This is a genomic window from Desulfovibrio sp. GTC20076 (assembly GCF_055385905.1).
Window position 1 is genome coordinate 269,267 of record NZ_AP039366.1, and the last position, 13,410, is coordinate 282,676.

Here is a 13,410-nt window from a genome sequence, read left to right on the forward strand (position 1 = left end):
CATCCCCTAGGCTTTGACATTCCTTCCAGGGTAAAGGAAATCGGACATTAAACAAAAGGAACAGAATATGCGCATAGCAGACATTAAGATACTTAATTTCCGCAAGCTCGAAGAGGTTTCCGTGGACTTGCGCGGCGATACGACCGTGTTTATCGGAGCGAACAATAGCGGAAAAACGTCTGCAATGGCTTCTATGCGGTATTTCCTGAATCCGGTTGGTTATAAAAACTTCAATATTTACGACTTCACAATTTCCAATCACGCAAAAATAAAAGAAATCGGCAAAAGATTGGAAAATGAAGAGCAAAAAGCATCCGATACTACTGGCACTTTAGGAGAGCCGGAAAAGCGGGATCTCTCAGTGTGGAAAACCATTTTGCCATCGTTTGACCTTTGGTTTGATGTAGGAGATGACGATATTCACTATGTCAGTCACATGTTACCAACGCTTGACTGGACGGGAGGCCATTTAGGCATACGGTTACGGTATGAGCCAAAAGATGTCGCAGCTTTCTACAGCGCATATAAGGAAGCGCGTGCTCATGTTGAAAAATTGAAAGAAAAAGCGCGAGCGAATTCCACGCCCTGCAACGTAGATTTATTCCCGAAGGATATGTTTGAGTTCCTAAAACGGGATTTGCAGAAATATTTCACTATGAAATTTTATGTTCTAGATCCCGCCCAAAAAGACGAAGAGCAAGAAACCATTGGTGAGCCGATAGAAGAAAATCCCCTGATTGGACTTATACAAATAGACGAAATAAACGCCCAACGCGGGCTAAATGATGAAGCGCTAGATATTTCAGTCAGCGACAAGCGACGGTTATCGCAACAACTTGCGGAATATTATAACCAGCATCTTGATCCGACCAAGGAGCCGACTGAAAAAGATATTAAGGCCCTGGACGCTATATACAAAGCGCAACAGGCTTTCACCGATAGTATGTCGCAAGGTTTCCAGCCCGCTTTGAAAGAACTTGGTACTTTGGGGTACCCTGGATTTTACAACCCAAATATCAAGATAACCCCCCAACTGAAACCGACAGACGGGCTTGACCATAATTCCGCGCTTCAATACGAGCTCGACGGGTGTAAGGATTCATTCCTTCCAGAAACGTATAATGGATTGGGCTATCAAAATTTAATATTCATGGCGTTTAGACTTATTCGATTTAGGGATTCCTGGTTGAAAATAGGCAAGCAAAAGGCGTCCCCACCAGCTGGAACAAACCTTGAATACCCGCCAATACATCTTGTGTTAGTGGAGGAACCGGAAGCCCACTTACATCCGCAGGCCCAGCAAGTATTTATAAAGCAGGCTTACAAAATCCTTACAAGCAGAGATGAAGTTAAAATTGGTAACCTAACAACGCAACTTATCATTTCTACACATTCAAGCCATATAACTCACGAATGCGAGTTTGCAAATCTGCGCTATTTTAGGCGCATTCAGCCTGCTACTGGAAAAGTTCAAAGTAGCAAGATTATCAATCTATCCAATGTGTTTGGAGGTGATAAAAATACTCAGCAATTCGTTTCGCGATATATCAAGCTTACACATTGTGATTTATTCTTCGCGGATGCGGCTATTTTAATAGAAGGCGACGCGGAGCGTATTTTGCTTCCCCATTTCTTACGTAAGTATGATTGCCTAACTCAGTCCTATATTAGCATATTGAATATTGGTGGTAGCCATGCTCATAAATTAAAGACATTTATGGAAACATTGGGAATCCCAACGCTTATCATAACAGATTTAGACGCAACAAGAGAAAATGAAAAAAAGAAGTGGGAATCTGCACCGGTGGCGCGCGGAGCGAGTCAAAAAACGAACAATGATACTTTAAAATTTTGGTTTCCCAAAAAGGACTGCATTGACGATTTGCTCGGACTACGGGCTAACGATAAAAAGCAAGACAAGCCCTTTGCTTTGCGGGTTGCATACCAAATACCAATCACTATAGGCAACGCGGAAGTGTTACCGTACACATTTGAGGATAGTTTGATTTTTGAGAACAAGGCCATTTTTGATGGAACAGCCAATGCAAAAGGCATGATAAAAAAAGCACAAAATATTACAGATGCGCTAAGTGCGTTTGAGATTATACGAGACAGTGGATTTAAGAAGGCTGAATTCGCTTTAGATTTACTGTATCTTGAAAATTTTGATGAAATCAGAATACCTACATACATATCAGAAGGATTGCAATGGCTAGAAAGTATATTACAGTCAAGGCTGGCGCAAGTAACTTTAGATGAAGATAGCGCGGAGGCCAGCAATGCCGAATGAATCTGTTATGCTAGATGACAATCATATTGACGATGGTGTTGACGCAAAAATTGCCGAGTGCCTAAATTTAGACGATCCAAAGAGCTTCTTCCTATTCGCCGGAGCTGGATCTGGTAAAACACGATCGCTTGTAAAGGCGTTAGAAAATATAAATACTTCTATTAGCGAAAAAATGCGCCTACATGGTAGGCAAGTCGGAGTTATCACTTATACAAATAACGCCTGCGCCGAAATTAAGCGCAGATTGAACAATGATACACTTGTGTATGTTTCAACTATACATAGCTTTACTTGGGATTTAATCCGTGCGTTTAACGCGGATATAAGTAAATGGTTAAAGGAAAGATTAACCGCTGATATTGTAGAATTGCAAAGTAAATCCTCGCGTCAAGGAACAAAAGCGGAAGCCGATAGAGTTCATAAAATTGAAAGCAAACAGGAGCGTTTGCGTGAATTGGATGGCATCAAGAAATTCACATATAATCCAAATTCAAACAATACAGATCGGGAATCTTTGAGCCATACAGAAGTATTGCAAATTGGGGCATATTTTTTAACTGCAAAGCCCCTTATGCAACGTATTTTGATAAAAAAATTCCCCATACTGCTAATAGATGAGAGTCAAGACACGAATAAGGGGCTTATGGAGGCATTTTTGCTGGTGCAGCAGCGTCATAAAAATGAATTTGCGCTTGGGCTGCTTGGAGACACCATGCAACGCATCTATGGCGACGGAAAAGCTGACCTAGGAATTGGATTGCCTGCGGATTGGGCAAGGCCAGCCAAGAAAATGAACCACCGCTCACCAACGCGGATCATTGAATTGATAAATAAAATCCGCTCCGATGTCGATTCCCAAAAACAACAGGAACGACATGATAAGCAAGGTGGGATCGTTAGGCTTTTTGCTATCCAATCCAGCAAGGACAAACAAGCAGCCGAAGCGCTTGTTATGCAACAAATGGCGGCGATAACGGGAGATGGTGATTGGGATAAGCGCGAATCTGTTGTTTCTTTGATTCTTGAACACCACATGGCTGCAAACCGGATGGGATTTGGCGAGATGTTTAGCGCCCTATATCCATCCGATGAATTCCGGCTCGGACTTTTAGATGGCACGTTGCCTGAAATTCGGATATTCTCTGAGGTCATTTTGCCGATACTGGAAGCGCATAAAAATGGTGATAAGTTCGCATTGACCAATGTCGTAAAAAAAATGTCACGACTATTTCAGAAACGCTATATGCTCGAAAATAAGACTAGATCTAAAAATATTTTGGAAATAGCGAAAACCAACATAGAAAAATTATGCACAGCATATGATGCTAATCCAGATATAAATTTTGGAGAACTCTTAAAAATGGTTTATGAGGGTGGTGTATTCAAAATTCCCAATGGGTATAAACCGATTTTAATGAGAACACCTATTGAACAAGCTGTAGTCAATGCATTTGAGGATGAAGTAGATAATACTGAAGAGCCATCAGTCGATAAAATAGACTGTTTGGATAATTTTCTAAACACAAAATTTTCGCAAATACAGAATTATGCTGCATATATCAACGGACAATCTCCATTTTTCACGCATCAAGGAGTGAAAGGATTGGAGTTTCCAAGAGTAATGGCCATAATTGATGACTCTGAAATGCGAGGGTTTTTATTTTCCTACGACAAGTTGTTCGGGATAAAAAGTAAAACTGCGACTGACATCAACAACGAGAGAGAAGGAAAAGAAACAGGGATAGATAGAACACGTCGCCTATTCTATGTCATCTGTAGTCGTGCAGAGAAAAGCTTGGCAGTCGTAGCCTATACTGATAATCCGGCGGGATTAAAGGCAGGGCTGTCTGGAAATGGCTGGTTTAACGATGATGAAATTATTATCTTAAACTAAATGCGGCCCAATTATAACCTATCAGACTGAAATCCAATATCTACCTATCTTCTGATTGGTTTTCTTCACTCCAATCACGCAGTTTTTGTTGCAACTCTTCCTTGGACGGCAAATATAACTGATACTGCGAAGCGTAAATGTTGGCATCCTCCGGCAGCGTTAGCTCGACCAGGGCGTCATTTTTGAGCTTACAAAGGAGAATCCCAACTGTCGGATTTTCTTCCGGCAATTTCACATGGCGATCAAAGTAGTTCACATACATCTGCATCTGGCCCAGGTCCTGATGGGCCAGCTTCCCGATTTTCAAGTCTATCAGCACATAGCAGCGCAACAGGCGATTGAAAAAGACCAGATCGACATAAAAGTGATCAGCGCCGAAAGAAAAACGTTTTTGCCGGGCTTCAAAAAGAAACCCCTTGCCGAGTTCCAGCAGGAAGGATTCAAGCCGATCAATAATGGCGCTTTCTAGGGTCAGGACTCGTTATTTTCAAAGGAACAAAAACAGGGTATGCAGAGGGCATGGAGGTGTCGCATGCGTACCCTGTTTTATCTTTCCGAAAGCCAGTTGGAGCGTATCAAACCGTTCTTTCCCCGTTCTCACGGTGCTCCGCGTGTCGATGACAGACGCGTCGTCAGCGGCATCATATACGTCATCAAGCACGGGCTTCAGTGGAAGGATGCACCTGATGAGTACGGCCCGCACAAAACGCTGTACAATCGATTCATCAGGTGGAGCAGACTCGGTGTTTTCAATAAAATTTTCACTGAGTTGGCCAACAAAACGTCTTTTGATGGCTCACTGATGATCGACTCCACTCACCTCAAGGCTCACCGCACGGCGGCAAGCCTGCTCAAAAAGGGGATTCTTCGCGCCTCATAGGACGAACAAAAGGTGGCCTGAATTCCAAACTTCATGCCGTTTGTGATGGGCACGGGCGTCCTGTCCTGCTTTTGCTGACGGAAGGACAGGTCAGCGACTACAAGGGGGCGGCCATTCTCCAGCACTTGCTTCCCGATAACAGCATATTTCTGGCAGATGGAGGCTATGACGCGAGTTGGTTGCGGGAATCTCTAAAAGCCAAAGGGATAACCGTCTGCATACCACCGCGGAAAACCAGAAATGAAGAACTTCCTTTCGACAAGACGCTGTATAAAGGTCGCCATCTTATTGAAAATACATTCAGCAAGTTGAAGGACTGGCGACGTATCGCAACCCGATATGACCGCTGTGCCCATACTTTTTTCTCAGCCATTTGTCTTGCTGTCACTGTTCTCTTCTACCTTAATTAACGAGTCCTGACCCTAGGTCATGTTCGGAGTAATGGGCTTTTTCCTCCAGACCGAGGAATTCCAGCACCAGCGGATCTTTGATCAACTGGCGCGGGGTTTGCGGCAAGTCGCCCTCGTTGGCCAGACGCGCCACCCCTTCCTTGTCCCGACTAAGAGCGAGCCTTTCATACAGGCAGGATTCCACCTGACGCTTGAGCGTGCGCAAATTCCAGCTATGGCGGGCAGCTTCTATTTCATAGAACATCCGTTCTTCCGGGTTGGCGATGCTCATAAGAAAAACATAATGAGACCAGCTAATTAAGGGAAAACCTGGCAATTGCGCAGACAATGTCTGCGCAATCTTGCCGCTATTTTCCTGAATGGATTGCGCAGACACGATCTGCGCAATTTGCGGGAACGGCATGAGGTCGCTTGGAAAATTCTTCAAGCGTGGCGCATACATAATGTAGAATTGACGCATAAGCTCCAGGTTTCTTTTGGAAAAACCTCGCCCAAATTCGGCAGTCATTGACTGCGCCAAGTGTTCCATCACCTGTTTGCCGTAGGCAGCCCGCTTGTCTCCTCTCTGCTCATGTTCGACAATACGTTGACCTACGGTAAAATTCATGGCGACTTGAACGGTATCAACACTTCGGGCGGCAACTGCACGGGCAGAAAGTATGATTTCCCGCACTTGCTGAACAAGATCGGTGAGATCTCTGGCGACTATGATGGATTGTTTTGGCATTGCGGAAATGTACGCTAGTCCGGCTGGTTTGCAAAGTTGCTCGTAGGGGAAAAACGCGCTTCCCTTGTTCATTGGCCGCGCCGGAGGCGCGTGTTTTTCACTCTCTGCTGGCGCACCCTTTAATTATGGCTGATTCGCCGTGATTAAGAAATGCGTGAGACAGAACAAGTCTTAATAAAACCGGCCTCCTTCCTTTTTTCTTAATTTTTTTGTCTTTTGGTTTTATGCGCGACACCTACAGGCTAACCATGCGACACCTATTTTTTCCGGTCATGGCATACCGAACGGAAAATCCCCCTCATGGAGAAATTCAGGCCGGGGAAGTCGATCTTAGAGGGGGAGGCAGGGCCGGGATAGGCCCAAAATTCAGAAAAACCCCATGCGGCCATATGCGCGAATTCTGTTATGCGTATCTGCCGGGGCTGTAGTCGGCTGGCAATCCGAGTTCCGCGTTTGTTCGTCGTCGGCACTCGTCTGGAGCGAGATCGGCAAGCATGTATTTCGCGCAAGCCCTGTTCCAGCGTAGCGCCGCTTCCTCGCGCTTTTCCTGCTCTGCGCGTGAGCGTTGGGGCCTGAATGTGAAGGCGTTGCGAAGCCCTTTGGTTATCCGGCGCATGAAGTCCGTTACTTTGCGGTTTGCCTTCTGTGCCTTACGGCGTAGGCTTTCGGACGCTCTGGCCCGTTCCCGGTGCAGCATGGGGCCAAGCCCCAACCATTCAAAAAGCGCCTCCGTCACCACACGGATGGCCCGGCAGCCGAAGTACATGCCTTCGTCGTTCTGTGTGCGGGGCTGGGTCACTTTCATGAAACCGGCTTCTTTGAAGAGGGCAATGGCCCGCTCACAGCGGCGCTGGCCGATACCCGAATCCCGCACGATAGTCCGCATGTCGATGTCTATGAAGCCGCTGGCCGCCGTTGGAGTGCCCAAACACATGGAAGCCAAGTCAAGGTAGGAAAGGATCGTTTCCAGGACAATCTGGCAGGCTTCCCGGCGTTCTGACCTGGTTCGCCTGTTTGGCTGCGCTTGCAGGGGCGGGCATTTTTTAGGATGAAAATACCAAGCCTTTGCCCGTTCGGCGGCGAGGGAGAGGATGCGCGGCAAGCCGCCTTTTCCTTTTCGGATGGGTTTTGCCGGGGAAAGCCTTGGGTTCTTCGGGTCATGGCCGCAACGGTTTCCGGTCATATTTCTACCCCGCAAGGGGTGGAAACCCGGTGATGCTCGAAATACGCTCGAAAAGCGATTCCGCTGTCATGCTCTAAATAGGCTAGAAAAGCCCTTTGGACGCAAAACAGGGGTTTAAGTGCTTTTTTTGCACCTAAACCCCTGTAATTTATGGAGCCAGCTGCGAGAATTGAACTCGCTACCTGCTGATTACGAATCAGCTGCTCTACCAAGTGAGCTAAGCTGGCAAATACCTGTTTTGTAAAACTTTTTTCGTCACTTTTGCAGCGACTTTCTACTTTTAGCCAGTTGACAAGCTGGTCTATTACGAATCAGCTGCTCTACCAAGTGAGCTAAGCTGGCGACCGGATTCTATTGCCAAAAAAGAGCCGGGCTGTCAAGGCGCTTTGCCTGAGCCTTACGCCTTTTCCAGGGTCAGGGGAATGGCGTGTACTTCACTGCTCACTTCTTCGGTATGGCCCAGCTTCCATTTGAGGCTCTCCACAGGCCAGCCCAGGCGCTGGGCCACGTCGCGGGCAACCCCGGCCACGTTAAGGATGGGATGGCGCTGGAAAACCTGCGGCAGGCCGTAGGTCAGATTGCAGACCAGGCATTTGCCGGGGCGCTGCCGCAGTTCGAAGGCAAGGCGGACTGCCTCGGGTGTTGCCTCGCGGCATACAAGGCAGATGTCGTAGGCTCCTTCTTCTGCGCCGCCAAAAAGGGCGTCAAAAAAATCGTCCGCGCGGGTAGCAGGAAAGATCTCGTCCAGAAAGGCTTGGTCCAGATTTTGCGAAGTCATGCACTTCCCCCATGAGGCTGTGAGATATGCTGTCGTTAAAAAGAGACCGGGAGCGCGGTTTTCAGCGGCCATCGTGGGGGCCGCCCGGTTACGCGATTTCACCCGTGCCGGTTTTGTCACAGCAGCCCGCGCAGGTGCCTGTGTTCAAGGCGCACATCCTGTCGTGGCAGGCGGCTCCAGTCAAAAGCGGGCATAAGCTCCGCCGGGCTTGCGCTTGCGGCGGAAAAAGTAAGGCCAGCCAGGTGACCCAGCAAACCTGTGATGCGGCGCGGATCAACCCGCTGTTCCCGCAGGCAGCGCAGGGAAAGGCTGTTGTGGCGCTTTGCCAGGCGCTCTCCCTCTGCATCCAGAAGCAGGGGCACATGGGCATAGGAAGGCGCACCATAGCCCAAGAGTTCGAGAAGAGCAATCTGGCGCGGGGTCGAGGGCAGAATGTCCCGTCCACGCACCACCTGGGTGACCCCCATAAGGGCGTCGTCCACGGCTACAGCCAGCTGGTAGGCCACAACACCGTCGGAACGGCGCAGGGCAAAGTCGCCTCCGCACCGGGAAAGAAGAAAGCTCTGTGGTCCCACGACGGCATCGTCAAAGCGTATGGGCGTTTGGGGACAGCGCAGGCGCACGCAGGCTTTGCGCCCCGATTGCAGCATGGCTTGAACCTGTTCTTCGTTCAGATGACGGCAGGTACCGGGATAGGGTGCGCCTGTATCGTCCACATGCGGCGCGGCGGCAAGCTGGCGCAATTCCTTGCGGGTGCAGAAACAGGGATAGGTCAGTCCGGACTGTTCAAGCTGCGTCAGCGCCGTGTCGTAAATCTCGCTGCGCAGGCTCTGCACATACGGGCCGCCGGGGCCGCCAGTATCCGGCCCATAGTCCCAGTCAAGGCCGAGCCAGCGCAGGTCTTCCAGTATGGCTGCGGCATAGTCCGGCCGGGAGCGCTGCGGGTCGATATCTTCAAGGCGCAGCAGCACCTGTCCACCCTGTGAGCGGGCGGCAAGCCAAGCCAGCAAAAAGGCCCAGGCGTTGCCCAGGTGGATATGCCCGGTGGGGCTTGGGGCCAGCCTGCCGCAAGGGATGGATGAATGCTGCATGGGACGTTCAGAAATATGCATGCCGCGCCGGCTTGATCTTTATACTGACGCAGGGCAGCAGTTGTGCCGGAACCGGAACATCATGGCCGCACTTGCCCCGCCCCCGGGGCATCAGGTGGCCGAGCCGTCTCCGGTCGGTTGCCGTTCGGCGGCATGCACCGTGTGCCTGGATATCGCAGTTTTCGCCTTGTACACCAGTGGCGGGCAGCGGGTTTGCAGCGTGAAGCGGTGCGGTTGCTGCGGGCATCCGCCGTTGCCCGGTTTTACCCGGCTGCCGTCCGGCCTTGCCGGAACCGGCATCGGCTTGCTGTCAATTGCTGCCGGACCGGCCCTGATCGCGTCAGGATCTGTTGTTTTTGTCCTTGCCCTGATTCTTCTTGTTCCCGGAGTCACTTTTGGCTGCCGAGGTTTTGGCGGGTGCGGACTTTTTGGCTTCGGTTTTTTTATTGTCGGGTTTTTTGGCTGTTGCTCCGGCCTTGTTCTGTGATTTGCTTTGGGTTTTGCCGGCAGTTTTGGCTGGCGCTTTGGCGGTCTGCGCGGCCTGCTTGGCATTTTTGCTGTTTCTGGCTTCTGCAGCGCGGGCCGGGGCGGCGCCCTTTCTGTCGTTGCTGGCGACCTGTATGGTCGCATCCCGTTTTTTCTCTCGCGTGTTCGTGCGCTTGTTGTCGCGTGTGGCAGCGGCCCGGCTTTTTGCCGGTTTTTTCTTGTCGCGGGCCAGTTCGCGTATGACCTTTTCTTCGGTAAAATCGCTGAGGCGGCTTTCGGCCTGGGCCGTCAGCGTTTCGCCGCCTTCAACTTTTACGCGGCGCGCGCTGAGAAACGTGGTTTTGAAATAGGGATCGTCCAGAGAATTGATGCGCACCTTGGTGCGTTTGCGTGGGCTGTGGATAAACTTGCCGTCGCCCACATAGATGCCTGTATGATAGCCCCGACGGGGGTGGCGAAAGGCCACGATATCTCCGGCACGCATGTCTTCCACCTTGGTGATGCGCTGCCCGATGACAGACTGTTCACGCGCGGTGCGGGGCAACTGTACGCCGACGCTTTTATACGTCCAGCAGACAAAACCCGAACAGTCAAAACCGTCCGGGGTAGTTCCGCCGCGCACATAGGGGGTGCCGATGGCTGACCTGGCCTTGCGAAGGAGCTGCTGGCCGGCCTCTTGCTGGTTGGAATCAAAAGCCGCCTCATAGGAGCGTCGGAACCGCTCGGCGCGCAGGCTGTCAATGCTGTCTTCCTGTGGACCTTTTTTGGCGGCGCAACCAAAGGCCAACACGCAGCCCATCATCAACGCGCACAGTTTCAGACATTTTCCCATCAGCGCTCCACAATGTTATGCCGGCCAGAAGGTGGCGGCAGGTCAGTCGGAAAACGGGCCATGCCCGGCGTAAACTGTCGGGCTTCCGGCCCCGGTGTCTGTGCCGGCCTTGCGGGCCGGGCGTATGGGCCTGCGGTTCAGGCTTTGATATCCAGCAGTGTGCCCAGCATGGCGTCAGCGGTGCGCACTGTGGTTGCATTGGCCTTATAGGCGTGCTGGGTAGAAATCATCGAAACCATTTCACGGGCCAGATTGGTGCCGCTGGGGCTTGCCGCTTCAAGCGGCAGCCCCGCGGTTACGTCATAGACTGCCTGGGCGGCGTTGTAAGCCGTGCCGCCTGTGCCGACCGGACCGTTGCGTTGCAGCACGGCATCAAGGCGCACCCCCTGGCCCGCCGGGCCGGTGGCGTAAACAGCACGCTGTGGCTCGAAACCCGCGGTGCTGACATTGGCAACATTATGCGCAGAAACAGCCATGCCCCAAGAGTGGGTGTTCATGGCTGAAGCGCCCATCTGCATGCTTGTGTTTATGCCGCTCATATCTGTACCCTGAGGCCGTTTTGCGTTTCTGCCCGCGATGATTTGGCGCGGGCGGCGCATGTAAAAACAACCCTTAGCGCTACACTAGCACAACCGGCAAACGATTGCAAAATTTTTTTGCCTTGGCGGACAGCCCCGGTTTCAGCTCCTGTCGCTGATATGCCGCTCAATGCGGGCGAAGGCGTTATGATTGTGTATGGATTCCATACTTTCCACCTCCACGCTGAACCACTCCACCTGGCCGTGTTCCGACAGCCGCTGCGCTACATTGCGTACTACGTCTTCCACAAATGTGGGATGGGCAAAGGCGTGCTCGGTGACGTATTTTTCGTCTTCGCGTTTGAGCAGCGTGTAGACGGCCGATGAACCGGAGGCTTCGGCTATGTCTATGAAGTCTTCGAGCCAGGAGAATGCTTTCATGCGCAGACGCATGCGTACCATGGCCCGCTGGCTGTGCGCGCCTTCGTTGCTGATGGCTTTGGAGCAGGGGCAGACAGTCATGACGGGCACGTCTACTTCTAGAATAAAATGCTGTCCCGCATCGTCAAGTTCGCCGGTGAGGCGGCACTGGTAACTTACCAGCGCCGGACTGCCCGAAGCCGGGGCGGCCTTGCTGATGAAGTAGGGAAAACAGAAGCGCGCGTAAGCCCGCCGGGCTTCCAGGCGCTGCCTGATGTCCTGCAGCAGGCGGCGTACCGACTGGTAGCTGATTTCATCATTCCACTGTTCCAGTGCTTCCACAAAGCGGCTCATGTGGGTACCCTTGAATTCGGAGGGCAGGTCCACGCCAAGGTCCACACTGGCCACGGTCTGCTGCGTGCCCCGGGTACGGTCGCGCACGAGCAGGGGCAGCCGAAGCTCTCGCACGCCCACGCGGTCTATGTTCAGGGGGATTTGCGGGGCATGGCTTTGCACGTCTTCCATTATGCCAGATCCTCTCCTGTGGTAGTGCCGGTAAACGTGCCGTGCTTGACGCCGCGGCAGGCGATCAGCTTGTCGGCCAGAGCGCGCATGCGCTTGGGCTCGCCCTTGAGCACCAGCACTTCAAGGCAGTTGTAGTGGTCAAGGTGCACGTGCAGGGTGGTGACGATAAGGTCATGGTCGTCGTGCTGAATTTGCACGAGCCGGCGGGAAAGATCGTTTTTGTGATGGTCGTAAACCAGGGTGAGTGTACCTGCGCCGTGGGCGTCGCTGTTCCACTTTTCCTCTACCAGGGCCTTGCGGATAAGGTCGCGTATGGCTTCGGAGCGATTGGGATAGCTTTTGCGCCGGCAAAGTTCGTCAAAGGGTTCCAGCAGGTCTTGATCCAGTGAAACGCCAAAGCGTGCAAGATTTCCCATAGCAGTGTCCTGCGGCGCTTTCCGCCTGAATAAGGGCGGCGCGCTGTTCTGTTTGTGTTGCGGCCGCGTCAGACGCGGCGGATTTCCCATACCTGCACGGTGACAGGGACGGGCTGGGCGTAGAGGGCCTCAACCTTTTGGGCGTAAACCCGCCTGCCCTGCCAGCCGCCGCTTTGCAGGGCGTGCAGGAACGTATCGTAAACCGAACGCCCCGGTTCGGCTACCCAGGCAGCCCCGCCCGGGGCCAGGGCGTGCCCCAGAAAGCGCAAAACCGGCATTACGAAGCGTTTTTCATACATGATGTCGCCACCCCATATGCGGTGCATGCTTCCGGCCTGAACTGCGGGGCTGCGCCAGTCCATAACTGCCCACAGGGGCTGGGAAACCCCGTTGAGGGTCGCGTTGCGGGCGGCAAAACGCAGGGCCTCTTTTTCATAATCCACCGCCAGTACCCGGGCACCGAGCCATTGACCAACCATAGCCGTGAGGCCCAGGCCGCAGCCCAGGTCAAGGCAGTTCCGCCCCGCGATCTCATGGCGGTGCTCATGCAGCCATGAGGCCAAAGCCACGCTTGACGGCCAAAGCTCCGTCCAGTAGGGCAGGCGCTCATCTTCAAAGTCGTGGGAATCGGCAGTCATGGCCTCCCAGAGTTGCTCAAGGTCGGCGGCGCGGCTGAGCTGCCACAGCCGCCCGGCGGCGCGCACGGTGATGTGCGGCTGGTAGGCGCGCAGGGCCTTGTCTTCTTGCTGCGGGTATTCTGGCGGCATATATTCTCCGGCGCGAGCTTATCCTAATGGGCTGCCGCTGTACAGGGCGTACGCCTTGTCCGCCGCGGGCGCATTTGTGCTGTCATTGGGGGCTTGAGGTGAGCGGACGCCGGGTATATAAGAATCTGCGCTGACGAACAAGCCTTTTTCTACACGGCTGCAGGACGGCCGTGTCATTTTTGCAGCCGAAGGA

13 protein-coding genes and 1 tRNA gene are annotated in these 13,410 nt (G+C 52.3%); 3 read left to right on the forward strand and 11 right to left on the reverse strand.

Going from position 1 to position 13,410, the window contains the following annotated elements:
• Positions 1-67: 67 nt before the first annotated feature.
• On the forward strand, positions 68-2,290 hold the full coding sequence (locus tag ACZ495_RS01225; protein WP_336311076.1) for an ATP-dependent nuclease: 2,223 nt from the start codon (positions 68-70) through the stop codon (positions 2,288-2,290).
• Complete coding sequence (locus ACZ495_RS01230) at positions 2,280-4,184, forward strand: UvrD-helicase domain-containing protein (RefSeq protein WP_336311077.1); 1,905 nt, start codon at positions 2,280-2,282, stop codon at positions 4,182-4,184. The genes ACZ495_RS01225 and ACZ495_RS01230 overlap by 11 nt, the downstream gene beginning before the upstream one ends.
• Positions 4,185-4,224: 40 nt before the next feature.
• On the opposite strand, the gene ACZ495_RS01235 is transcribed toward ACZ495_RS01230, so the two are convergent.
• On the reverse strand, positions 4,225-4,659 hold the full coding sequence (locus ACZ495_RS01235; RefSeq protein WP_464262905.1) for a PDDEXK nuclease domain-containing protein: 435 nt from the start codon (positions 4,657-4,659) through the stop codon (positions 4,225-4,227).
• Between the two features lie 57 nt (positions 4,660-4,716).
• Between ACZ495_RS01235 and ACZ495_RS01240 the strand changes: the two genes are divergently transcribed.
• A protein-coding gene (locus ACZ495_RS01240; protein WP_154511312.1) for an IS5 family transposase occupies positions 4,717-5,474 on the forward strand; the annotation gives its coding sequence in 2 pieces (ribosomal slippage) (positions 4,717-5,050 and positions 5,050-5,474; 759 coding nt in all).
• Here ACZ495_RS01240 and ACZ495_RS01245 read toward each other — a convergent pair.
• The 10 genes from ACZ495_RS01245 to ACZ495_RS01290 form a co-directional block, all read right to left on the reverse strand.
• Positions 5,467-6,273, reverse strand: coding sequence for a DUF1016 N-terminal domain-containing protein (locus tag ACZ495_RS01245; protein ID WP_464262505.1), 807 nt, complete (start codon positions 6,271-6,273; stop codon positions 5,467-5,469). The genes ACZ495_RS01240 and ACZ495_RS01245 overlap by 8 nt on opposite strands.
• Before the next feature lie 331 nt (positions 6,274-6,604).
• Positions 6,605-7,087 (reverse strand): hypothetical protein, encoded by a 483-nt coding sequence (locus ACZ495_RS01250; protein WP_464262506.1) that lies wholly within the window; start codon positions 7,085-7,087, stop codon positions 6,605-6,607.
• Between the two features lie 448 nt (positions 7,088-7,535).
• Positions 7,536-7,611 (reverse strand) — tRNA-Thr (locus tag ACZ495_RS01255).
• Between the two features lie 170 nt (positions 7,612-7,781).
• Positions 7,782-8,162, reverse strand: coding sequence for a hypothetical protein (locus ACZ495_RS01260; RefSeq protein WP_041724234.1), 381 nt, complete (start codon positions 8,160-8,162; stop codon positions 7,782-7,784).
• A 116-nt stretch (positions 8,163-8,278) separates the two neighbouring features.
• Positions 8,279-9,274 (reverse strand): tRNA glutamyl-Q(34) synthetase GluQRS, encoded by a 996-nt coding sequence (gene gluQRS / locus ACZ495_RS01265; RefSeq protein ID WP_464262507.1) that lies wholly within the window; start codon positions 9,272-9,274, stop codon positions 8,279-8,281.
• Between the two features lie 319 nt (positions 9,275-9,593).
• On the reverse strand, positions 9,594-10,571 hold the full coding sequence (locus ACZ495_RS01270; protein ID WP_464262508.1) for an NlpC/P60 family protein: 978 nt from the start codon (positions 10,569-10,571) through the stop codon (positions 9,594-9,596).
• Positions 10,572-10,708: 137 nt separating this feature from the next.
• Positions 10,709-11,110: a flagellar basal body rod C-terminal domain-containing protein gene (locus ACZ495_RS01275; protein WP_464262509.1), complete on the reverse strand. Its 402-nt coding sequence runs from the start codon at positions 11,108-11,110 to the stop codon at positions 10,709-10,711.
• Positions 11,111-11,251: 141 nt separating this feature from the next.
• Positions 11,252-12,034: a GTP cyclohydrolase FolE2 gene (gene folE2, locus ACZ495_RS01280; RefSeq protein ID WP_012625387.1), complete on the reverse strand. Its 783-nt coding sequence runs from the start codon at positions 12,032-12,034 to the stop codon at positions 11,252-11,254.
• Positions 12,034-12,450, reverse strand: a complete 417-nt coding sequence (nikR, locus tag ACZ495_RS01285) for a nickel-responsive transcriptional regulator NikR (RefSeq protein ID WP_012625386.1) — start codon at positions 12,448-12,450, stop codon at positions 12,034-12,036. Before nikR ends, folE2 begins: the two co-directional genes overlap by 1 nt.
• A gap of 68 nt (positions 12,451-12,518) precedes the next feature.
• Complete coding sequence (locus tag ACZ495_RS01290; protein WP_012625385.1) at positions 12,519-13,217, reverse strand: class I SAM-dependent methyltransferase; 699 nt, start codon at positions 13,215-13,217, stop codon at positions 12,519-12,521.
• Positions 13,218-13,410: the final 193 nt, after the last annotated feature.

Coding starts and splice junctions, on each gene's coding strand:
- ACZ495_RS01245 (WP_464262505.1), bottom strand. CDS start 6,273: ATGAACAAGGGAAGCGCGTTTTTCCCCTACGAGCAACTTTGCAAACCA.
- ACZ495_RS01250 (WP_464262506.1), bottom strand. CDS start 7,087: ATGCGGACTATCGTGCGGGATTCGGGTATCGGCCAGCGCCGCTGTGAG.
- gluQRS (WP_464262507.1), bottom strand. CDS start 9,274: ATGCATATTTCTGAACGTCCCATGCAGCATTCATCCATCCCTTGCGGC.
- folE2 (WP_012625387.1), bottom strand. CDS start 12,034: ATGGAAGACGTGCAAAGCCATGCCCCGCAAATCCCCCTGAACATAGAC.
- ACZ495_RS01275 (WP_464262509.1), bottom strand. CDS start 11,110: ATGAGCGGCATAAACACAAGCATGCAGATGGGCGCTTCAGCCATGAAC.
- ACZ495_RS01270 (WP_464262508.1), bottom strand. CDS start 10,571: ATGGGAAAATGTCTGAAACTGTGCGCGTTGATGATGGGCTGCGTGTTG.
- nikR (WP_012625386.1), bottom strand. CDS start 12,450: ATGGGAAATCTTGCACGCTTTGGCGTTTCACTGGATCAAGACCTGCTG.
- ACZ495_RS01290 (WP_012625385.1), bottom strand. CDS start 13,217: ATGCCGCCAGAATACCCGCAGCAAGAAGACAAGGCCCTGCGCGCCTAC.
- ACZ495_RS01230 (WP_336311077.1), top strand. CDS start 2,280: ATGCCGAATGAATCTGTTATGCTAGATGACAATCATATTGACGATGGT.
- ACZ495_RS01260 (WP_041724234.1), bottom strand. CDS start 8,162: ATGACTTCGCAAAATCTGGACCAAGCCTTTCTGGACGAGATCTTTCCT.
- ACZ495_RS01225 (WP_336311076.1), top strand. CDS start 68: ATGCGCATAGCAGACATTAAGATACTTAATTTCCGCAAGCTCGAAGAG.